The organism is Phyllobacterium sp. MT110, assembly GCF_058792715.1.
Map to the genome: position 1 here is coordinate 280,055 of NZ_JBXAFE010000002.1, position 20,729 is coordinate 300,783.

The following is a 20,729-nucleotide window of genomic DNA, read 5'->3' on the forward strand; positions in this document are numbered from 1 at the left end:
GCTTTGCTCGTTGTGATTACGCTGCGTGCCGGTCGCTGTCTGCGGCCAGCAGCCTGTCGCCGTCATGCCCGCTGATCGGCCGTTCAATGATTTCGCCGGGCGCCCCGCCGTTCAGGCCGACGAGGGTAAACCCTTCGGTTCGGCCAAGCCCCTCGCGTTCGACGAGTATGCGCTGGTTCGTGCCGACAAGACGGTCGAGATGGGAGCGGTAAGCCGCGTTGCCCGCCGCCCGCAGCCGGGCAGCGCGGGTTTTGACGATCTGCCGGTTCACCTGCGGCATGCGCGCTGCCGGCGTGCCTTCGCGCGGGCTGAACGGGAAGACATGCAGATGGGTGAGTCCGCATTCCTCGACAATCCCGATGGAGTTTTCAAACATCTCATCGGTCTCGGTGGGGAAACCGGCAATGATATCGGCACCGAACACAATATCGGGGCGGATCTTGCGGACGTTTTCACAGAACTCGATGGAGTTCTCGCGCAGATGGCGGCGTTTCATCCGCTTCAGGATCATGTTGTCGCCCGACTGCAGCGACAGATGCAAGTGCGGCATCAGCCGGCTTTCCGTCGCCAGTGCCTCCATCAGATCATCATCCGCTTCGATGGAATCAATAGAGGAGAGGCGCAGACGTTTCAGATCAGGCACTTGGCCGAGAACGGTCTTGACGAGCTTGCCGAGGCGCAAGGAGCCCGGCAGATCGGGTCCATAGCTGGTCATGTCGACGCCGGTGAGGACCACTTCGTTATAGCCGTTGCCAACGAGCCGTTTGACCTGTTCGATCACGCCGCCCATCGGTACGGAGCGGGAATTGCCGCGGCCATAGGGGATGATGCAGAACGTGCAGCGATGATCGCAGCCGTTCTGCACCTGTACAAAGGCCCGTGCCCGGCCCTCGATGGCATCGACCATGTGGGATGCGGTTTCACGCACCTCCATGATGTCGTTGACGCGCACCTTCTCGAACTGGTTGACACCGAAATCGGGCAGCATGCGGTACGAATTGGATTTCAGCTTTTCCTCGTTGCCGAGAACGAGATCGACCTCATCCATGGCGGCAAATTCGTCAGCCCCGGTCTGGGCGGCGCAGCCGGTGACAATGATGCGGGCCTGCGGATTGTCTCGCCGTGCCTTGCGGATTGCCTGCCGTGCTTGCCGTACGGCTTCGCTGGTTACGGCGCAGGTGTTGAAGATGATCGCACCATTTTCCAGCGCACCAAGCCCGGCAGCGTCGGCCTCGCGCCTCATCACCTCGGATTCGTAGGTGTTGAGGCGGCAGCCAAACGTGACGACATCCACAGCCATCAGGCGGCTCCCTGCGATGGCGTTGTCTCGTCCCGCTGCCATTGACCACTCTGCGGATCAAACGAGCCGGAAAATTCCCATTCGGCGGGTCCGGTCATCATGACATGATCATTGTCCAGCCATTCAATCACCAGCGGACCACCGGGAACGGTCACCGTCACTGTTCGTTCGGTGCGGCCCGTGCGGGCACCGGACACGGCAGCTGCACAGGCGGCCGAACCGCAGGCCCGGGTCAGCCCGGCGCCGCGCTCCCAGGTGCGCAGGGTCATGGCATTGCGGCTGGTCACGTGGGCAATCGAGATGTTGGCGCGTTCGGGGAAAATCGGGTGATTTTCGAGCAGCGGGCCAAAGCGCTCAAGATCGTAGGTCCAGACATCCTGCTCGACCCAGAAGATCGCGTGTGGGTTGCCCATGCTCGCGACGGAGGGGGAGTGCAGGACAGGCGCATCAATCGGTCCGATCTGCAACTCGATCTGGCGTGTGTCGTGGAAGGCTTCAGCCAGCGGGATTTCCTGCCAGCCGAAACGCGGCTTGCCCATATCGACGGAAATCATGCCGTCAGCATGTTCATGAGCCGTCAGAATTCCGGCAATGGTTTCGAAGGTGAATTCCCGTTTGCCGGTTTCGGCGGCAAGAGCCTGCACGACACAGCGCATGCCGTTGCCGCAGGCCTGTGCCTGAGTGCCGTCGGAATTGATGATCTCGATATAGGCTTCCGTACCCTGGGTGCGCGGCGCATGGATTGCCATGATCTGATCGAACTTGGTGGCTGGATCGCCATTGAGCGCAATGGCCGCCCCCGGGGCAACATGATCCGCACGGCCACGCATGTCGGCAACGATTATCTCGTTGCCAAGCCCGTTCATCTTTGCAAATTGCGCGCGCACTGCCATGCTTCTGTCAGCCTGTATAGCCATTCCGATGTCGATAGAGGGCTTATATGGCGGAAAAGGTGAAGAATTGCCAGTGCCAGCCGTATCAAAGCTGTGTCACCGGCATTCAATCCTGTCCGGCGTCAGGCGACCCGGATCACCAGCTTGCCGAAATTATGCCCTTTCAACAGCCCCATGAAAGCTTCAGGGGCATTGGCGAGCCCATCGACAATGTCCTCGCGGTATTTGATTTCGCCGCTGCGCAACCAGCCGCTCATGGTTTCAAGGAAGACCGGACGCTGATCGATGAATTCACGCTGGATGAAGCCGCGCACGGTCAGGCTCTTCTTCAGGATGTCGCGCATGAGCGCCGGCAGGCGATCCTTGCCGGAAAGATCGAGACCGTCATATTGCGCGATCAGGCCGCAGACCGGCACGCGCGCGAAGGTGTTGAGCAGCGGGAAAACCGCGTCCCAGACCGCACCGCCGACATTTTCAAAATAAACGTCGATACCAGACGGGCAGGCCTGTTGCAGCTGTTCGGCAAAATCGGGTGCGCGGTGGTCAATCGCGACATCGAACCCCAGTTCGTCGCGGACGAATGCACATTTGTCTGCGCCACCGGCAATACCGACCGCCCGTGCGCCCTCGATTCGGGCGATTTGGCCGACCGTCGATCCCACCGGTCCGCTGGCCGCGGCGACGACGACGGTTTCCCCTGGCTTGGGCTGGCCGATGGTCAGGAGTCCCGCATAGGCGGTAAAACCCGGCATGCCGAGAATGCCGACAGCCGTTGACAGCGGCGCGGCATCCGGATCGAGCTTGCGCAGACCGGCACCATCGGAGAGGGCATAGCTCTGCCAGCCGGAATGGGAAAGAACGATATCGCCGGGCTGGTAGCCGGGATGTTTGCTCTCGATTACCTCCGCAACGGTTCCGCCTTCCATGACCCCGTCAACGGCAACCGGGGTCGCATAGGACACAGCGTCGTCCATACGGCCGCGCATATAGGGATCGAGAGACAGGAACAGAATCTTGAGCAGGATCTCGCCGTCGCCAGGCGCGGGAACCGGTACGGCTTCGATGCGGAAATTGCCCGGTTTTACCGGTCCTTGCGGCCTGGATGCGAGGACGATGCGCGTGTTTTGCGGCTGAGACATGTTGTTGATCCTTATGGGGAGGGCATAAACCCTACCCCAGCGCCGTCAGACCGGCAACGCAAAGATGATGTCAGTGGGGTTCGTGCGCGTCCGCCACGCCGCGCAACCAGTAACCGGCCGCTTTCACCCATTCGCCGTTGAAGCCGCGCTGCTCGACCAGATGGGTTCGGATGGATTTGGATATGCTGCTTTCGCAGGCGATGAAAGCGTAGCAATCACCCTCGGGCAAGGTCAGGCTTTCAATCGTTCGCAGCAACAGGTCATTGTTGCCGGCTTCCGCACCATTGCGGTGAACCCAGACAATTCCGGCGTTGGCGCTGGTCTTGATTTCCTGTTCTTCGGCTTTGTCCTCAACCTCGATCACCGCGACGACGCGGGCCGTGGCCGGCAGTTCTTCGAGGCGGCGCCCGATAGCGGGGAGGGCCGTTTCATCGCCTGCCAGAAAATACCAGTCATAGGCATCGGGAATGATCATCGAGCCGCGTGGTCCGCCAATGACAATCTGCTGACCGGGCTTAGCCTGTGCTGCCCATGTGGATGCGGGGCCATCGCCATGCAGCACGAAATCGACATCGAGGGTTTTGGATGCTGCATGATAGTTGCGCGGTGTGTAGTCCCGCATTTCCGGACGCGGCGTGTCTTCCGGAAAACTGATCCCATCGGGGCCGAGAACGGGAACAATCGGCCCGCTTCCGGCAGGCGGAAAGAAAATCTTGATGTGATCGCCATAACCGGCGCTGACAAAACCTTCCAGCTGGTCGCCGGCAAGGGTGACGCGCACCATGCGCGGTGTCAGATGTTTGACGTCCTGCACATCGAGGAGGCGCAGGCGGGTTTCGTGGCGAATTCGTTGAGGTGTTTTATTTATGAGTGTCATGCTCAAGAAATATCCTTGCCGTTGACGGACTTCAATGGGGCGCCTCACACATTTCCGTCATTACCGCGTATCGCCATCATAAGACTTTATTCACCTTAAAATGGTTGACTTGCGCAAGGTTATGGCTTCCAGCCAAACGGGAACGGCTCTGGATAGTGTGGCGATATTGCCAGTTCAGGGAGTTTTCGATGCTTCTGCCGCGGCGGCAGGCCGGAAACAGGCTTGTTTTGCCGCCTGGCGGGTTGAAATTTCGCCGCGATATCCTTTGTATCGTGGGTAACAATGCCAAGTCGAATCGCATTTTTTCTGTTGGATGCGTAGATGGAGAGTAAGACTATGGGGACTTTGAACGTCAATTTGCTGGCCGTTGCCGCTGTCGGCATGGTTCTGGCAGGCTGCCAGAGTACGCGCTTTGACAATGACGGTATGGACCGCGTTACGCCCCGGCCTGCGCCCTTGCAGTCTGCGCCGTCCGGATCCGTGACCCAGAGCCAATTGCCGCCACCCGGCGGAGCCAATCAGTTTCCGACCGCACCAACCACCGGTAGCGGTGCTGCGCCTACTGGCCAAGGCACGCAGGTCGCGTCGCTTCCGCCGGCAAACGCTCCTGACGTCACCGCCGGCAGTGTTGCCGGTGTCTGGAACGCCTCACTGGCCGGTCAGTCCTGCAAGATCGCTACGCCGCAGACCAAGTTCGGTCAGGGTTATCGCGCCGGTCCATTGCGTTGCCCGGGTGAACTGGCAAATCTTTCGTCCTGGGCCGTGAGCGGCAAGCAGCTCACCCTGTACGATGCAGCAGGCGGCACGGTTGCCCGGCTTTACTCCTCAGGGTCTTCGCGCTTTGATGGCCAGACCTCCGGCGGGCAGAATCTGAGCCTGTCACGTTAAGCCTGAAAGGGGAGTGTGCAGCGCGAATCCAGCTGCTGCACACATCCGGAGACTGCAATCCGCATGTCGCACGATAATCTGAAAGTGTTTCCCTCCGTGCGCGAGCGCTACGATTCGCTGGTGCAGGCGGGGGATATTGCTGTCGATCCGGCACAGGAGCAGCTGGCGGATCGTTTCGACCGGCTGATACGCGAGCTTGCGACAAAGCGGCTTGCCACCAAGTCGAGTGCGCTGGGCTGGCTGTTCAGCCGCCGCTCGCCGCGGCATGAAGTGATCAAAGGTCTCTATATCTTTGGCGAGGTCGGGCGCGGCAAGACCATGCTGATGGACATGTTTCACCAGCTTGTCCCGGCCAAGCGCAAGCGCCGGGCACATTTTCTCGATTTCATGGCTGATGTGCACGAGCGCATCAATGCGCATCGCAAAGCGCACAAGAACGGTGAGACGAAGCAGGACGATCCGATCCCGCCCGTTGCCGATGCTCTGGCGGAGCAGGCTTGGGTTTTGTGTTTCGATGAGTTCACTGTCACAGATATCGCCGATGCGATGATCCTGTCGCGCTTGTTCAGGGCGCTGTTCGAGCGTGGTGTCGTGCTCATTGCCACATCCAACGTGGAACCGGACGATCTTTATCGCGATGGTCTCAACCGCCAGCTGTTCCTGCCGTTCATCGACCTGCTCAAGACCCATGTCGATGTGGTCAATCTAGATGCCCGCACGGATTACCGGCTGGAGAAGCTCAACCGCATGCCGGTTTACCTCTCGCCTTTGTCCGACGATACAAAGCAGAAAATGGATGAAGCATGGCATACGGCAACCGAAGGTGCCGCCGTTTCAGAGGAGCATTTCAAAGTCAAAGGCCACAATGTGGTGGTGCCGCGGGCAGCACGGCATGTCGCGCGTTTCGGTTTTGCCGATCTCTGCTCAAAGCCTTTGGGTGCGCTGGACTATGCGGCCATCATTTCGCGCTACCAGACCATCTTTATCGATGATGTGCCGATTCTCGATTATGCCAGACGCAACGAGGCCAAGCGTTTCATTATCCTGATCGATATTTTGTACGATCATCATGTGCATGTGGTGATTTCCGCGGCAGCATCACCGGACAAGCTTTATGAAGCCAAGCGGGGTACCGAAGCTTTCGAATTTGACCGCACCGCATCCCGGCTTTTTGAAATGCAGAGCGAGGAGTACCTGGCTGAGGCAGCGCAGGCGCAGGAAATGCCGATATCCTCGGAAGCCTGAATGGCTATCAAATGACTGTGATACGGGTCGCCCTTATTTCATCATTTTGATATGTTGCCTATGTTAGATAATGCCAGAAAAACCTTCCCCAAGCTAAATTCAATTGACGTTTACGTAAATCCCATCAAATCTAAACGATTGAATTTATTGAGGGGAAAATTTTTGGTTGAGTTATTTTTGAAAGAGGAATATTCGAACGTCCCAACGCAAAGGCGCATGATCGCGGGCTCTGCCCGACGTCGTCGATGTCCTTTGGCGTCCGTCCAGACTTCAGATCAGGGAAGTAACCAGCATGGCACGTAACAAAATCGCCCTCATCGGTTCAGGCATGATCGGTGGCACATTGGCACATTTGATCGGGCTCAAGGAGCTCGGTGACATCGTGCTCTTCGACATCGCAGAAGGCATTCCTCAGGGCAAAGGGCTCGATATTGCCCAGTCGTCACCGGTTGACGATTTTGACGCCAAGCTCGTCGGCGCCAATGATTATTCGGCGATCGAGGGGTCGGATGTGGTCATCGTGACCGCCGGCGTACCGCGCAAGCCCGGCATGAGCCGTGACGATCTGCTCGGCATCAACCTCAAGGTCATGGAACAGGTTGGCGCGGGCATCAAGAAGTATGCACCCAACGCCTTCGTCATCTGCATCACCAACCCGCTCGACGCGATGGTCTGGGCATTGCAGAAATTCTCCGGCCTGCCGAAGAACATGGTCGTCGGCATGGCCGGCGTTCTCGACAGCGCCCGCTTCCGCTACTTCCTTGCTGACGAGTTCAAGGTTTCGGTGGAAGATGTTACCGCCTTCGTTCTCGGCGGCCATGGCGATTCGATGGTGCCGCTTGCCCGTTATTCGACCGTTGCCGGCATTCCGCTGCCGGACCTCGTCAAGATGGGCTGGACCAGCCAGGAAAAGCTCGACCAGATCATTCAGCGCACCCGTGACGGCGGCGCGGAGATCGTTGGCCTGCTGAAGACCGGTTCGGCCTTCTATGCCCCGGCATCTTCCGCCATCCAGATGGCTGAAGCCTTCCTCAAGGACAAGAAGCGCGTCCTGCCTGTCGCAGCGCACCTCTCCGGCCAGTACGGCGTCAAGGACATGTATGTCGGCGTGCCTGTCATCATCGGTGCCGGCGGCGTCGAGCGCATCATCGAAATCGATCTCAACAAGACCGAAGAAAAGGCGTTCGAAAACTCGGTGGCCTCTGTCGCCGGTCTTTGCGAAGCCTGCATCGCCATCGCGCCGAATCTCAAGTAATTCGGCCTGAACGTTCTGAAACGATCCCGTGCACGCACCGGATTTTTCGTAGAGGAAGTTAACTGATGAATATTCACGAATATCAGGCCAAGCGCCTGCTCCACTCCTTCGGTGCGCCCATTGCCAATGGCGTTGCCGTCTATTCCGTCGAGCAGGCGGAAGAGTGGGCGAAGACGCTGCCCGGTCCGCTTTATGTGGTGAAAAGCCAGATTCATGCGGGCGGCCGCGGCAAGGGCAAGTTCAAGGAACTCGGCCCCGATGCGAAGGGCGGCGTCCGCCTTTCCAGGTCGGTCGAAGAAGTTGTTGCCAATGCCAAGGAAATGCTCGGCAACACGCTCGTGACCAAGCAGACCGGCCCGGCCGGCAAGCAGGTCAACCGTCTCTACATCGAAGACGGTGCGGACATTGATCGCGAGCTCTATCTGTCGATCCTCGTCGACCGCACGGTTGGCCGTCCGGCTTTCGTGGTATCCACAGAAGGCGGCATGGACATCGAAGCTGTCGCGCACGACACACCGGAAAAGATCATCACCGTGGCGATCGATCCCGAAAAGGGCGTGACCGCAGATGATGTAAAGAAGATCAATGACGCTTACGGTCTGACCGGCGAAGCCCGGACCGACGGTGAATCGCTGTTCCCGATCCTGTACAAGGCTTTCACCGAGAAGGACATGAGCCTGCTCGAGGTCAACCCGCTGATCGTCATGACCAATGGCCGCCTGCGCGTTCTCGACGCCAAGGTTTCCTTCGATGGCAATGCGCTGTTCCGTCATCCTGATGTGGTCGAGCTGCGTGACACCACGGAAGAAGATGCCAAGGAAATCGAAGCTTCCAAGTATGACCTTGCCTATGTTGCTCTCGACGGCAACATCGGCTGCATGGTCAATGGTGCAGGTCTTGCCATGGCAACGATGGACATCATCAAGCTGTATGGTGCTGAGCCTGCGAACTTCCTCGACGTTGGCGGCGGCGCCAGCAAGGAGAAGGTGACGGCCGCATTCAAGATCATCACGGCCGATCCGGCGGTTGAAGGCATCCTGATCAACATTTTCGGCGGCATCATGAAATGCGATGTGATCGCCGAAGGTGTGATCGCTGCGGTCAAGGAAGTGGGCTTGAAGGTTCCGCTGGTTGTCCGTCTTGAAGGCACCAATGCCGAGCTCGGCAAGAAGATCATCAATGAAAGCGGCCTCAATGTCGTTTCCGCCGATGATCTCGATGACGCCGCTCAGAAGATCGTCAAGGCAGTCAAGGGCTAAAGAGCACGCCGATGACAACCCCATCGCCCCTTCGACCGGAGCATCAGCGCCTTCAGGCCCTTCTGGGTTCGTTTGAAGGCGAAGAGCAGGTTTCGGCGACGCCCTGGACACGTGCCGGGGCGGCGAAGGGATATCTTTCCGCCGAGAGCGATCTCGGCGGATTGTTTCTGAACCAGACCTATCGTCAAGTTCGCGATGGCCAGACGACATTCGAAGCCCGGAACATTTTCGGCTTCGATGTCAATGACGGCACCTACAAGCTGTATCAGTTCGATACCGTCGGCTTTGTCCCGCCCGCTCCGGCGACGGGGACGTGGTCCGGCGATGAACTGGTTCTGGAAAAGTCGTCACCGCGCGGCAGGGCCCGCAGCCGCTATCAATTCGAAGATCAAGACCGGTTCCGGTTGCGTGTGGAATTTGCACCGGCCGGAAGCGACATCTGGCAGGACGTTGTCAGCGGTATTTACCGCCGCATCGTGCCCGTCGATCACCAATAGAAAAGGTCTCGTATGTCCATTCTCGTCAACAAAGACACCAAGGTTCTCGTGCAGGGCCTGACCGGCAAGACCGGAACATTCCACACCGAACAGGCTCTGGCCTATTACGGTACCCAGATGGTTGGTGGTATCCACCCGAAAAAGGGCGGCGAGACCTGGGAAGGCAAGTTGCCGACCGGTGCCGGTGCCCAGCTCCCGATCTTTGCCTCGGTTGCCGAAGGCAAGGATCGCACGGGCGCCAACGCCTCGGTCATCTATGTGCCGCCGGCAGGTGCTGCCGAAGCCATCATTGAAGCGATCGATGCGGAAATCCCGCTGATCATCTGCATCACCGAAGGCATTCCGGTCATCGACATGGTTCGCGTCAAGGCCCGCCTCGAGCGTTCCGCCTCACGCCTGATCGGCCCGAACTGCCCTGGTGTCCTTACCCCGGAAGAATGCAAGATCGGCATCATGCCGGGCAATATCTTCCAGAAGGGTTCGGTGGGTGTTGTATCCCGCTCCGGCACACTTACCTATGAGGCAGTGTTCCAGACAACGAATGAAGGCCTTGGCCAGACAACCGCAGTCGGTATCGGCGGCGATCCTGTAAAGGGCACCGAGTTCATCGACATCCTGGAAATGTTCCTGGCTGACGAAGCAACCAAGTCGATCATCATGATCGGCGAAATCGGTGGCTCGGCCGAGGAAGATGCAGCTCAGTTCATCGCGGATGAAGCCAAGCGCGGCCGCAAGAAGCCAATGGCCGGTTTCATTGCCGGACGTACGGCTCCTCCCGGACGCACAATGGGCCATGCCGGCGCGGTTATCTCCGGCGGCAAGGGCGGTGCGGAAGACAAGATCGCTGCCATGGAAGCAGCTGGCATCCGTGTGTCGCCATCGCCGGCGCAGCTCGGCAAGACATTGGTTGAAGTCCTCAAGGGCTAATACCCAAGCGGGCGGATTTCCGCCTGTGGCAAAGACCAAGACGGATCGGGGCGGCTGTTCGCCCTGATCAATTCAGGGGGATTTCCCGGCAAGGGCCGGAAACCTCAACCCAGAGTGTTCCGGGGCACGATGTCCTGGACGCTCTCATCAAGGGAGACGGAGCGGGTGCTCCGGTCACACACATGGCACGTCAAGAACAGGCCAACGACATTTTCGCGCTCACATCATTTCTCTATGGTGGCAATGCTCACTATATCGAGGAACTGCATGCGCAGTATGAGCAGGATCCGAATTCGGTCGGTCCCGAATGGCAGGAATTTTTCGCCAATCTCAACGACAGCAAGGCCGATGTCATCAAGAATGCGCAGGGCGCGTCCTGGGAGAAGCCGAACTGGCCGATTGCCGGCAACGGTGAACTGGTTTCGGCGCTCGACGGCAACTGGGGTGAGGTCGAAAAGCACATCACCGACAAGCTGAAGGCAAAGTCGGCCAACGGCGCGGCTGCACCAGTTGCCAAGACTGCTTCCGATGCGGACATCATTCACGCCGCCCGCGACTCGGTGCGCGCCATCATGATGATCCGCGCCTACCGCATGCGCGGCCACCTGCATGCCAAGCTTGATCCGCTGGGCCTGGCCGAGGTCAAGGAAGATTACAACGAGCTGTCGCCCGAGAGTTACGGTTTCTCGCCCGCCGACTATGACCGCAAGATATTCATCGACAATGTGCTGGGTCTCGAATATGCGACGATCCCGCAGATGCTCGACATCCTGCAGCGCACCTATTGCTCGACCATCGGCGTCGAGTTCATGCACATTTCTGATCCCGTGGAAAAGTCATGGATCCAGGAACGCATCGAAGGCCCGGACAAGGGCGTCGCATTCACGCCTGAAGGCAAGAAAGCCATCCTTTCCAAGCTGGTCGAGGCCGAAGGTTTCGAACAGTTCATCGACGTCAAGTACAAGGGCACGAAGCGTTTCGGCCTTGATGGCGGCGAATCGCTGATTCCGGCCCTCGAACAGATCGTCAAGCGTGGCGGATCGATGGGCCTCAAGGAAATCGTTCTCGGCATGGCCCATCGTGGCCGCCTGAACGTGCTCAGCCAGTTCATGGCTAAGCCGCACCGCGCCATTTTCCATGAATTCAAGGGCGGCTCCTATACGCCTGACGACGTCGAAGGTTCGGGCGACGTGAAGTACCATCTGGGTGCGTCGTCGGACCGCGAATTCGATGGCAACAAGGTGCATTTGTCGCTGACCGCCAATCCCTCGCACCTCGAAATCGTCAATCCGGTTGTCATGGGCAAGGCGCGTGCCAAGCAGGATCTCCTCGCCGGTCGCGAACGTGATGATATGGTGCCTTTGTCCGAGCGCGCCAAGATCATGCCGCTGCTGCTGCATGGCGATGCTGCCTTTGCCGGCCAGGGTGTGGTTGCGGAATGTCTTGGCCTTTCCGGCCTGCGCGGACACCGCGTTGCCGGCACGGTGCATTTCATCATCAACAACCAGATCGGCTTCACCACCAATCCGCGCCTGTCGCGTTCCTCGCCCTATCCGTCCGATGTGGCGAAGATGATCGAGGCGCCGATTTTCCACGTGAATGGCGACGATCCGGAAGCCGTGGTCTACGTGGCAAAGATTGCCACGGAGTATCGCATGACGTTCCACAAGCCCGTGGTCATCGACATGTTCTGCTACCGCCGCTTCGGCCACAATGAGGGCGACGAGCCTGCGTTCACGCAGCCGCTGATGTACAAGACGATCCGCGGCCAGAAGACCACCGTACAGCTCTATTCGCAGAAGCTGATCGATGAAGGTCTGGTCAATCCGGCGGAAGTCGATGCCATGCGTTCCGCCTGGCGCGAAAAGCTCGAACAGGAATTCGAAGCCGGACAACACTACAAGCCCAACAAGGCCGACTGGCTGGATGGCGCCTGGAGCGGTCTGCGTACGGCCGACAATGCCGACGAGCAGCGCCGGGGCAAGACCGGGCTCCCGTTGAAGACAGTCAAGGAAATCGGCAAGAAACTGTCCGAGGTTCCCGGCGGTTTCAATGTGCACCGGACGATCCAGCGTTTTCAGGACAACCGCGCCAAGATGATCGAGTCGGGCGAAGGGTTCGACTGGGCAATGGCCGAGGCTCTTGCCTTTGGTTCGCTGGTCATCGAAGGCCACCCGATCCGTCTTTCCGGCCAGGATGTGGAACGCGGTACGTTCAGCCAGCGTCATTCGGTTCTCTACGATCAGGAAACCGAGCAGCGCTACATCCCGCTCAACAACCTGCAGAAGGGTCAGGCCATCTACGAAGTCATCAATTCGATGCTTTCGGAAGAAGCCGTGCTTGGTTTCGAATACGGCTATTCGCTGTCCGATCCGCGCGCGCTGACCCTGTGGGAAGCCCAGTTCGGCGATTTCGCCAACGGCGCCCAGGTGGTGTTCGATCAGTTCATCTCGTCGGGTGAGCGCAAGTGGCTGCGCATGTCCGGTCTCGTCTGCCTGCTGCCGCATGGCTACGAGGGTCAGGGTCCGGAACATTCGTCGGCCCGCCTCGAGCGTTATCTGCAGCTCTGTGCGGAAGACAATATGCAGGTGGCGAACTGCACCACGCCTGCCAATTACTTCCACATCCTGCGCCGCCAGATGAAGCGTGACTTCCGCAAGCCGCTGATCCTGATGACACCGAAGTCGCTGCTGCGCCACAAGCGTGCCGTGTCTTCCATCAGCGATTTCACCGGCGATTCTTCGTTCCACCGTCTGCTGTGGGACGATGCGCAGCTGCTGAAAGATCAGCCGATCAAGCTGCAGAAGGACTCCAAGATCCGCCGTGTCGTGCTCTGCTCGGGCAAGGTCTACTACGACCTCTACGAAGAGCGCGAAAAGCGCGGCATCGATGATGTCTACCTGCTGCGCGTGGAACAGCTGTATCCGTTCCCGGCCAAGGCGCTGATCACGGAACTGTCGCGTTTCCGCAATGCGGAGATGGTCTGGTGTCAGGAAGAACCCAAGAACATGGGTGCCTGGGCCTTCATCGACCCCTATCTGGAATGGGTTCTGGCGCATATCGATGCCAAGCATCAGCGTGTCCGCTATACCGGACGTCCTGCCGCTGCATCGCCTGCAACGGGCCTCATGTCCAAACACCTTGCACAGCTCGAAGCATTCCTTGAAGATGCCCTCGGCGCCTAAACCACAACAAACAGAAGTCATCTGAAGATCAACGGAAGAGCAAGATCATGGCAACCGAAATCCGCGTCCCAACGCTGGGCGAATCCGTTTCCGAAGCGACCATTGGCAAATGGTTCAAGAAAGTCGGCGATGCGATTGCCGTCGACGAGCCTTTGGTGGAACTCGAGACCGATAAGGTAACAATCGAGGTTCCGGCCTCCGCTGCCGGTTCCCTTGAGGAAATCACCGCCAAGGAAGGCGATACGGTCGAGGTTGGTGCCTTGCTCGGCATGATTGGCGGCGCCGGTGCCGCTTCTGCGAAAAAGGAAGAGGCCAAGCCCGAAGCCATTGCCCAGGCATCGGGTGCCGCCGGTGCGTCGTCAACGGCAGAAGCCGAGGACAAGGCTGCTCAGGTTGCCGGCAACACGCCGATCACAGAACGCAAGGAGAGCGAGATGCCTGCGTCCCCCGCAGCATCAAAGCTGCTGGCAGAAAAGGGCGTTTCGGTCTCGCAGGTCGAGGGTTCGGGCAAGCGCGGCCAGGTTCTCAAGGGCGATGTGCTTGATGCTGTCGCCAAGGGCATTGCCGCACAGCCTGCCGCTGCTCCTGCCCCGCAGGCAGCGCGTCCCGCCTCTTCGGCTGATGATGCATCGCGCGAAGAACGCGTGAAAATGACCCGCCTGCGCCAGACCATTGCGCGCCGCCTCAAGGATGCCCAGAGCACGGCAGCGATGCTGACCACTTACAATGAAGTGGACATGTCGGCCGTGATGGACCTGCGCAACCGCTACAAGGAAATCTTCGAGAAGAAGCACGGCGTCAAGCTCGGCTTCATGGGTTTCTTCACCAAGGCGGTCACCCACGCACTGAAGGAAATCCCGGCGGTCAATGCCGAGATCGATGGCACTGACATCATCTACAAGAACTTTGCCCATGTCGGCGTTGCCGTCGGTACGGACAAGGGCCTCGTCGTGCCGGTCGTGCGCAATGCCGACCAGATGTCGATTGCGGAAATCGAGAAGGACATCGGCCGCCTCGGCAGAGCTGCCCGCGATGGCGCGCTGTCCATGGCCGATATGCAGGGCGGTACGTTCACCATTTCCAATGGCGGCGTCTACGGTTCGCTGATGTCTTCGCCGATCCTCAATGCGCCGCAGTCCGGTATTCTCGGCATGCACAAGATCCAGGATCGTCCGGTTGTCGTTGGCGGCCAGATCGTTATCCGTCCGATGATGTATCTTGCCCTCAGCTATGATCATCGCATCGTTGATGGCAAGGAAGCTGTGACCTTCCTCGTGCGGGTCAAGGAAAGCCTGGAAGATCCGGAACGTCTGGTTCTCGACCTGTAAGATTGCGAAGAACGGCCTTGCCGGCAAGGCGGGGCCGTTTTTGCAGTGTGGTGAATTGCACCGGATTGACTTAGTCTTGCGGCCCAATCACAAAATGACGTGATGAAAGGCGATTCAAAATGGCTTTTGCACCGAATTTCCCACCTGTCGAACCCCATATCTGCGTGAAAGGCGGCCTCGAGGCGATCGCCTTCTACGAAAAGGCCTTTGGTGCCGAAAATACCTTCAAGCAGCTGACCGAGGATGGCAAACGCGTGCTGCATGCCAATCTGTCGCTGTTTGGCGGCTCGATCATGCTGCACGACGAATTCCCCGAGTACAAAAACCCGGACGGTGAGAACGATGTCATGTCGCCGGTCACCCGCGGCGGGGCGAGCATTGCGCTGAACATCAATCTCGCCAGGCCTGCCGATGTCGATGCGGCGGTGAACCGTGCGGTGGCGGCCGGTGCGGCACTGATCATGCCCGTCGAGGATACGTTCTGGAATGCCCGCTATGGCCGTATTCGTGATCCCTTCGGTCATGTCTGGGCCTTCAACGCCGCGCTTGAAGCGCCTGCCGGAGAATAAGCATGTCACACTACATGTATGAGTTCCTCGGCCTGATGGCCGTCTTCTCGATCATGATCGTCTCGCCGGGCGCTGACTTTGCCATTGTTGTGCGGCAGAGCATCGTGCATGGCCGCCGCAGTGCCATCATGACCAGCTTCGGCATCGGTGCCTCTTTGCTCTTCCATATCAGCTATACCATTCTTGGCCTTGGCCTCCTGGTGTCCAAATCGCTGTTTCTCTTCGGCATGCTGAAATGGGCCGGCGCTGCCTATCTCTTTTATCTGGGCATCAAGGCTCTACGCGCTCCCGGCATGGAAGCATCTGGGGAAGCACCGGGAGATATCTTGGAAGACGCCGCGGAAAAGAACATTTCCGACTGGCGTTGCTTTCTCACGGGATTTGTCACCAATGCGCTCAACCCCAAGCCGGTTCTTTTCTTCCTGTCGCTGTTTTCAGCGCTGGTTAGCCATGAAACCCCGGCGCTGGTGCAGGCGACCTATGGCCTGTTCATGGCAACCGCGCTGATTGCCTGGTTTGTTGCCGTATCGACGTTCTTCACCATGCAATCCGTACGGGATCGCTTTGTTGCGTGGGGACGCTGGTTCAACCGCGTGACCGGTCTGGTTTTCATCGGCCTTGGTATCAAGCTTGCTACCCAGCAGGCGAGTTAGGAATACCGATGACCGCGTTGCTTCGCCTCCGTCCCGCAAAAAGTGTCACCCTGCTTGCAGCACTCGGCATCATCCTGTCGTCGCCAGCTTTCGCGGCGTGTTTGCAGGACCATGCGGTCTATACGGATCGGGACGATGATTACACGCTGACCTTCAAAAGTGTTCCCGACGATGGCGCAGCGGTCACCTCCGATGAATTCACGATCAAGATGAATGACAGCGATCTGAAGATGGATGGTGTTGTCATGTGGGACAAGGATGGCGGTAGGCCCAATGCCACCATCAGATACAAATGCCCGGCGGGCGATGCGACAGGTGCAGAGCTGCAACAATGCACGGTCTGGAAAGGTGTGGTTTATGCCTTGAAGGAAGGTGCCGATGCCGAGCTCCTGCCAAAGGCCAAGGAGCCTTCGGCCCAGGCATTGCTCTTGCCGGATTTTTCCGGCGCCATGAGCAGCTTCAATTTCAAACTTGAAAAACCCTTGGAGGCTTTCCCGTGGGAAGTCTTCCGTTTCAAAGAATGCGTGCCCGAACAATAGTTTCGCGTTGCGTCAGAACAGAAGGATTGAATCATGTCATATGACGTCGTCATCATCGGAACAGGCCCTGGCGGCTATGTCTGTGCGATCAAGGCTGCACAGCTCGGCCTGAAGACTGCGGTGATCGAAAAGCGCGATACATTTGGCGGCACCTGCCTCAATATCGGTTGCATTCCCTCCAAGGCATTGCTGCATGCTTCGGAAGTCTTCCATGAGGCTGGCCACACCCATGCAAAACTGGGCGTCGAGGTTGGTACGCCAAAGCTCAACCTGAAGGCGATGCTTGCCCATAAGGACGCAACGGTTGAGTCCAATGTCAGCGGCGTGGCCTTCCTGTTCAAGAAGAACAAGATCGACACCTTCAAGGGAACCGGCAAGGTTGTGGCAGCGGGTAAGGTGTCCGTCACCGGCGACGATGGTAAGGTGCAGGAAATCGAGGCGAAGAACATTGTCATCGCCACCGGTTCCGATGTCGCCGGCATTCCGGGTGTCGATGTCAAGTTCGATGAAAAAATCATCGTATCTTCGACCGGCGCGTTGGATTTCGACAAGGTTCCGGAAAATCTGATTGTTGTTGGCGGCGGTGTCATCGGGCTTGAGCTGGGCTCGGTCTGGGCACGCCTCGGCGCCAAGGTTACCGTTGTCGAGTATCTCGACAAGATTCTCGGACCGATGGACGGTGAAGTGTCGCGCCAGTTCCAGCGCATGCTGGAAAAGCAGGGAATCGCATTCAAGCTTGGCGCCAAGGTGACGGGCGTCGAAAAGTCCGGCAACGGAGCCAAGGTGACGTTCGAGCCGGTCAAGGGCGGTGAAGCCCAGACCATCGCGGCTGATGCCGTTCTCGTATCCACCGGCCGCCGCCCCTACACGGACGGTCTGGGGCTCAAGGAAGCCGGCGTTGCCGTCGATGATCGCGGACGGGTGGCAATCAACGAGCATTGGCAGACTAACGTCGCGGGTATCTACGCCATCGGCGACGTCGTCCAGGGCCCGATGCTGGCGCACAAGGCCGAAGACGAAGGCATTGCCGTTGCCGAGATTCTGGCCGGACAGGCGGGACATGTGAATTTCGATGCCATTCCGAGTGTCGTCTATACGCAACCGGAAGTGGCTTCGGTCGGAAAAACTGAAGAAGAGTTGAAGGCAGCCGGCATCGAGTACAAGGCCGGAAAGTTTCCGTTCACAGCCAATGGCCGTGCCCGCGCCATGCTGCAGGCCGATGGCTTTGTCAAAATCCTCGCTGATAAGGCGAGCGATCGTGTGCTTGGCGTTCACATTGTCGGCTTTGGCGCCGGCGAAATGATCCACGAAGCAACGGTCCTGATGGAATTTGGCGGTTCGTCAGAGGATCTGGCACGGACAACCCATGCCCATCCGACAATGTCCGAAGCCGTCCGCGAAGCTGCCCTGGCAACCTTCGCCAAGCCAATTCACATGTAATCTCCAAGCACGAAAATGAGAAAAGGCCCGAAATTTCGGGCCTTTTTGGTTTCCAAAGTACTTTGGAACTAGTTGTTGCTTGGGGCCGAATTGGCGGGAGCAGGCGCTGCAGGTGCTGGCGCCTGCGTTGTTGGTGCTGCCGGTTCCGGGCCATCCATGGTCGAACTGTTGTTCAGATAATAATAACCGCCGATAATCAACGCTGCGATCAGAATACCTGCAATCAGAAAGCCGCTGCCGCCCGATGGAGTTGCGTTGGGCTCACGATCGGACTGGGTATCCACCGGACGCTGCAAATTGGGATCATAGGTCATCATGTCCTCCGTCACACTCTTTGCATTCAGAATGATAAACGGCTCAGAACAGCCTAGGTTCCGAAATCGCCCATCATCTGGCTGACCAGCCTTATATAAGGGCTTGGAATCACTCTGCCAGATGTGACAAAATTTAAGGTTATTGCGCCTCGACCGTAAAGCCCTTGCTGCGCAGCAGAGACACCAGCCCCTTTTCTCCGGGAAGATGCAAGGCTCCCACCGCTATAAAGGCATTGCCCTTGTCGATGATGGGAACCGCATGTTCCGCCATGACGCGGTTGCGAGCATTGACCATCTTTTCCTCGAACGCGGCATAGTTTTCGCCGCTCGTCGTGCCATCGGGAGAGATGGACCGTATCACCGGGAAAATCATGGCTATGTCGCCCCGGGTGTAAAGCAGGGTCATGGTTTCAAACATGTCGGGCAGTTTCGGGGCAAGTGTCAGTGTCTCGACAAGTCCCTCGACATGGAATTTCAGCGGCAGGGATGCCATGGCGCTGAGCTGATCCTTGATGGTTTCAAGCCCCGTGACCGTCTTGCCCTGTGCCTTGGCGTCCTGGGCGAGCTTGACGTCGAGGAAGGCTGTGCCGCTTTTACTGCGCGTCAGCTCGCAGGGAGGCATGGCCAGCATGCTTGTCACGATCCATGGCTGCATCTTGTTGAGCGCCGTCAACGACAGGCCGCGTGCGGCGAGGCCCGCTTTCACATCCTCGAGCTTGTCAGCTGGAATGAGCTTCTCCAGCGTGTTCTCGTCGGTGAACATCATCAATCCCGGATCCTGCGCCATGACTTTCAAGGGCGCTTTTGGATCAAGCACCTCGTCGGTTTCAATGACGACCGTTGCCGCGCCCTGATAGGCTGTTTGAGCCGCGTCTGAAAGCTTGAGCACGCGCGGATCCGTCAAATGCATGGTGCCAAAGAGCCAGGAAGGTTTGGTTCCCGGCTTTCCGATCTTCCAAAGGATGCCTTTGCCGTTCACCGTTGCGGCTGCTTCCTTGCGCAAGGCGGCCAGCTTTGCAGGGTCCGACTTGGCCATTTCGGCGACGAGATCGCGTCCGCCACAGGAGGCATCCTCCGCACGGGCCCGGGTTGCGCCAAACGCCACGACAAGAAATGAGGCGAGCAGAATCCAGCTCAGGAAAGCCAGGAGCCTCAGTGCGCTCTCAGCAATGCGATCAAGAGAAGTGGTGGGGCCGGAATGGGTCATCATCAATGCATATATGGGGTTTGACAAAAAGGCGTTAAAGCTAGTGGAACGAATTTGACATTCGCATCTCATTTGACATCACGCGCAACAAGCGAATGTCAAATTCAAAGTTCCACTAGAATTATATGCTTGCTAGTGGTCCTTTGATTCTGACATTTGCCTGAATGGCTTGTATCGAAGGGATGCAAATGTCAGAATCGGACCACTAGTTTGCAGATTGTTTGTAACAATCAATATGGGACCGTTCAGGCGCGGGGATGTGCCTTGTCGTAGATTTCCATCAGTCTGTCGGTATCAACGCCGGTATAGACCTGCGTCGTTGACAGGCTTGCATGGCCGAGCAGTTCCTGGATCGTACGCAAATCGCCGCCGCGCCCGAGCAAATGGGTCGCGAAGGAATGGCGCAGGGCATGCGGCGTCGCGGTCCCCGGCAGGCCGAGCGCGCCGCGCATTTTCTGCATGTCGCGCTGGATGATGGCCGGATGCAGTTCACCGCCTCGCGCGCCGCGAAACAGCGGCTTGCCCGCTTCCAGTTCGTATGGGCAAAGCGTGCGGTATTCCTCGACCGCCCGGTGCACTATCGGCAGGAGCGGCACCATGCGTGTCTTGCCGCCCTTGCCTGTGATGGGGATGGAACGCGCCGAGGCATCGCGCAAGGCGGCGCCGTCCAGGTTAAGTGCTTCGGAAATGCGCAGGCCGCAACCGTAGAGCAGGGTCAGCACCGCCGCATTGCGCGCGGCAATCCAGGATTCCTCATTGAGCTGTTCGCCTTTTTCCACCACGCGGCGTGCATCGACGGTCGTCAGCGGCTTTGGCAGGGATTTCGGCTGCTTCGGCGCGCGCATGGCAATGGAAGCTGCTGCATTGGCCATGCCCTGCTTTTCCAGATGGCGCAGAAATGAACGAATGCCCGCAAGACCACGCCCGAGCGTGCGCGCGCCGGCACCGTCATTCCGCCGCCGCGCCAGGTAGGATCGCAGATCGGCAATCCGCAAGGTTGCCACGTCCTTCAGGGACGGCGGCTCAGCGAGATGACCGGTGAGAAACTGGAAGAACTGACGGGTGTCGCGCTCATAGGCTTCCAGCGTGTTGGCCGCCAGACGCCGGGTGCTTTTCAGTGATCTGAGCCATTCTTCCCGCGCCGCGATGAGGTCTGGCCGGGCCGAAACAAGAAACTCGGCATTCTGGGGCTGCGCCACCATTGCCATACTCCT

The 20,729-nt window shown here is 58.5% G+C and carries 19 protein-coding genes; 12 read left to right on the forward strand and 7 right to left on the reverse strand.

Annotation, left to right across the window (positions count from 1 at the left end):
- Nucleotides 1-16 precede the first annotated feature (16 nt).
- The 4 genes from mtaB to AC1Q5O_RS12940 form a co-directional block, all read right to left on the reverse strand.
- Nucleotides 17-1,300 (reverse strand): tRNA (N(6)-L-threonylcarbamoyladenosine(37)-C(2))-methylthiotransferase MtaB, encoded by a 1,284-nt coding sequence (mtaB, locus tag AC1Q5O_RS12925; protein ID WP_492563477.1) that lies wholly within the window; start codon nt 1,298-1,300, stop codon nt 17-19.
- Entirely contained in the window at nt 1,300-2,193 is an 894-nt protein-coding gene (dapF, locus tag AC1Q5O_RS12930; RefSeq protein ID WP_492563943.1) for a diaminopimelate epimerase, read from the reverse strand. Before dapF ends, mtaB begins: the two co-directional genes overlap by 1 nt.
- Before the next feature lie 122 nt (nt 2,194-2,315).
- Entirely contained in the window at nt 2,316-3,332 is a 1,017-nt protein-coding gene (curA, locus tag AC1Q5O_RS12935; RefSeq protein WP_492563478.1) for an NADPH-dependent curcumin/dihydrocurcumin reductase, read from the reverse strand.
- Between the two features lie 70 nt (nt 3,333-3,402).
- Entirely contained in the window at nt 3,403-4,209 is an 807-nt protein-coding gene (locus tag AC1Q5O_RS12940; protein ID WP_492563479.1) for a siderophore-interacting protein, read from the reverse strand.
- A 336-nt stretch (nt 4,210-4,545) separates the two neighbouring features.
- Between AC1Q5O_RS12940 and AC1Q5O_RS12945 the strand changes: the two genes are divergently transcribed.
- The 12 genes from AC1Q5O_RS12945 to lpdA all read left to right on the forward strand — a co-directional run bounded on the left by AC1Q5O_RS12945 (nt 4,546) and on the right by lpdA (nt 17,994).
- Entirely contained in the window at nt 4,546-5,097 is a 552-nt protein-coding gene (locus AC1Q5O_RS12945; RefSeq protein ID WP_464663138.1) for a protease inhibitor Inh/omp19 family protein, read from the forward strand.
- Nucleotides 5,098-5,160: 63 nt separating this feature from the next.
- The gene (zapE, locus tag AC1Q5O_RS12950) at nt 5,161-6,342 is read left to right on the forward strand and encodes a cell division protein ZapE (RefSeq protein ID WP_492563480.1); all 1,182 of its coding nucleotides are present in this window, start codon (nt 5,161-5,163) and stop codon (nt 6,340-6,342) included.
- A gap of 292 nt (nt 6,343-6,634) precedes the next feature.
- On the forward strand, nt 6,635-7,597 hold the full coding sequence (mdh, locus tag AC1Q5O_RS12955) for a malate dehydrogenase (RefSeq protein ID WP_130271272.1): 963 nt from the start codon (nt 6,635-6,637) through the stop codon (nt 7,595-7,597).
- Nucleotides 7,598-7,662: 65 nt separating this feature from the next.
- Nucleotides 7,663-8,856 carry an ADP-forming succinate--CoA ligase subunit beta gene (gene sucC, locus AC1Q5O_RS12960; RefSeq protein ID WP_223613895.1) on the forward strand — a complete coding sequence of 398 codons (1,194 nt, stop codon included), beginning with the start codon at nt 7,663-7,665 and terminating at the stop codon, nt 8,854-8,856.
- An 11-nt stretch (nt 8,857-8,867) separates the two neighbouring features.
- Nucleotides 8,868-9,353 carry a DUF1579 family protein gene (locus AC1Q5O_RS12965; RefSeq protein WP_492563482.1) on the forward strand — a complete coding sequence of 162 codons (486 nt, stop codon included), beginning with the start codon at nt 8,868-8,870 and terminating at the stop codon, nt 9,351-9,353.
- A gap of 12 nt (nt 9,354-9,365) precedes the next feature.
- Entirely contained in the window at nt 9,366-10,280 is a 915-nt protein-coding gene (gene sucD, locus AC1Q5O_RS12970; protein WP_105734202.1) for a succinate--CoA ligase subunit alpha, read from the forward strand.
- 182 nt (nt 10,281-10,462) lie between these two features.
- Complete coding sequence (locus AC1Q5O_RS12975; RefSeq protein ID WP_492563483.1) at nt 10,463-13,465, forward strand: 2-oxoglutarate dehydrogenase E1 component; 3,003 nt, start codon at nt 10,463-10,465, stop codon at nt 13,463-13,465.
- A 47-nt stretch (nt 13,466-13,512) separates the two neighbouring features.
- Nucleotides 13,513-14,793, forward strand: coding sequence for a 2-oxoglutarate dehydrogenase complex dihydrolipoyllysine-residue succinyltransferase (odhB, locus tag AC1Q5O_RS12980; protein ID WP_346306098.1), 1,281 nt, complete (start codon nt 13,513-13,515; stop codon nt 14,791-14,793).
- Nucleotides 14,794-14,912: 119 nt separating this feature from the next.
- Nucleotides 14,913-15,362, forward strand: a complete 450-nt coding sequence (locus tag AC1Q5O_RS12985) for a VOC family protein (RefSeq protein WP_464661865.1) — start codon at nt 14,913-14,915, stop codon at nt 15,360-15,362.
- 2 nt (nt 15,363-15,364) lie between these two features.
- On the forward strand, nt 15,365-16,015 hold the full coding sequence (locus AC1Q5O_RS12990) for a LysE family translocator (protein ID WP_492563485.1): 651 nt from the start codon (nt 15,365-15,367) through the stop codon (nt 16,013-16,015).
- Nucleotides 16,016-16,023: 8 nt separating this feature from the next.
- The gene (locus AC1Q5O_RS12995) at nt 16,024-16,554 is read left to right on the forward strand and encodes a hypothetical protein (RefSeq protein WP_464661862.1); all 531 of its coding nucleotides are present in this window, start codon (nt 16,024-16,026) and stop codon (nt 16,552-16,554) included.
- A gap of 33 nt (nt 16,555-16,587) precedes the next feature.
- Nucleotides 16,588-17,994 carry a dihydrolipoyl dehydrogenase gene (lpdA, locus tag AC1Q5O_RS13000; protein WP_492563488.1) on the forward strand — a complete coding sequence of 469 codons (1,407 nt, stop codon included), beginning with the start codon at nt 16,588-16,590 and terminating at the stop codon, nt 17,992-17,994.
- 68 nt (nt 17,995-18,062) lie between these two features.
- On the opposite strand, the gene AC1Q5O_RS13005 is transcribed toward lpdA, so the two are convergent.
- From AC1Q5O_RS13005 to AC1Q5O_RS13015, 3 genes are all read right to left on the reverse strand, one after another.
- Entirely contained in the window at nt 18,063-18,308 is a 246-nt protein-coding gene (locus AC1Q5O_RS13005; RefSeq protein ID WP_492563489.1) for a hypothetical protein, read from the reverse strand.
- Between the two features lie 139 nt (nt 18,309-18,447).
- Nucleotides 18,448-19,515, reverse strand: coding sequence for a TraB/GumN family protein (locus tag AC1Q5O_RS13010; RefSeq protein WP_492563490.1), 1,068 nt, complete (start codon nt 19,513-19,515; stop codon nt 18,448-18,450).
- 245 nt (nt 19,516-19,760) lie between these two features.
- A complete protein-coding gene (locus AC1Q5O_RS13015; RefSeq protein WP_492563491.1) occupies nt 19,761-20,717 on the reverse strand; it encodes a tyrosine recombinase XerC in 957 nt (318 codons plus the stop codon).
- Nucleotides 20,718-20,729 lie beyond the last annotated feature (12 nt).

Bases quoted from the DNA above. Each gene is read 5' to 3' on its own strand.
- AC1Q5O_RS12940 (WP_492563479.1), bottom strand. From the start codon at position 4,209: ATGACACTCATAAATAAAACACCTCAACGAATTCGCCACGAAACCCGC.
- dapF (WP_492563943.1), bottom strand. From the start codon at position 2,193: ATGGCAGTGCGCGCGCAATTTGCAAAGATGAACGGGCTTGGCAACGAG.
- AC1Q5O_RS12975 (WP_492563483.1), top strand. From the start codon at position 10,463: ATGGCACGTCAAGAACAGGCCAACGACATTTTCGCGCTCACATCATTT.
- AC1Q5O_RS12985 (WP_464661865.1), top strand. From the start codon at position 14,913: ATGGCTTTTGCACCGAATTTCCCACCTGTCGAACCCCATATCTGCGTG.
- AC1Q5O_RS13005 (WP_492563489.1), bottom strand. From the start codon at position 18,308: ATGACCTATGATCCCAATTTGCAGCGTCCGGTGGATACCCAGTCCGAT.
- AC1Q5O_RS12990 (WP_492563485.1), top strand. From the start codon at position 15,365: ATGTCACACTACATGTATGAGTTCCTCGGCCTGATGGCCGTCTTCTCG.
- AC1Q5O_RS12945 (WP_464663138.1), top strand. From the start codon at position 4,546: ATGGGGACTTTGAACGTCAATTTGCTGGCCGTTGCCGCTGTCGGCATG.
- odhB (WP_346306098.1), top strand. From the start codon at position 13,513: ATGGCAACCGAAATCCGCGTCCCAACGCTGGGCGAATCCGTTTCCGAA.
- mtaB (WP_492563477.1), bottom strand. From the start codon at position 1,300: ATGGCTGTGGATGTCGTCACGTTTGGCTGCCGCCTCAACACCTACGAA.
- mdh (WP_130271272.1), top strand. From the start codon at position 6,635: ATGGCACGTAACAAAATCGCCCTCATCGGTTCAGGCATGATCGGTGGC.
- zapE (WP_492563480.1), top strand. From the start codon at position 5,161: ATGTCGCACGATAATCTGAAAGTGTTTCCCTCCGTGCGCGAGCGCTAC.
- curA (WP_492563478.1), bottom strand. From the start codon at position 3,332: ATGTCTCAGCCGCAAAACACGCGCATCGTCCTCGCATCCAGGCCGCAA.
- lpdA (WP_492563488.1), top strand. From the start codon at position 16,588: ATGTCATATGACGTCGTCATCATCGGAACAGGCCCTGGCGGCTATGTC.
- AC1Q5O_RS12995 (WP_464661862.1), top strand. From the start codon at position 16,024: ATGACCGCGTTGCTTCGCCTCCGTCCCGCAAAAAGTGTCACCCTGCTT.
- sucD (WP_105734202.1), top strand. From the start codon at position 9,366: ATGTCCATTCTCGTCAACAAAGACACCAAGGTTCTCGTGCAGGGCCTG.
- AC1Q5O_RS12965 (WP_492563482.1), top strand. From the start codon at position 8,868: ATGACAACCCCATCGCCCCTTCGACCGGAGCATCAGCGCCTTCAGGCC.
- AC1Q5O_RS13015 (WP_492563491.1), bottom strand. From the start codon at position 20,717: ATGGTGGCGCAGCCCCAGAATGCCGAGTTTCTTGTTTCGGCCCGGCCA.
- sucC (WP_223613895.1), top strand. From the start codon at position 7,663: ATGAATATTCACGAATATCAGGCCAAGCGCCTGCTCCACTCCTTCGGT.
- AC1Q5O_RS13010 (WP_492563490.1), bottom strand. From the start codon at position 19,515: ATGACCCATTCCGGCCCCACCACTTCTCTTGATCGCATTGCTGAGAGC.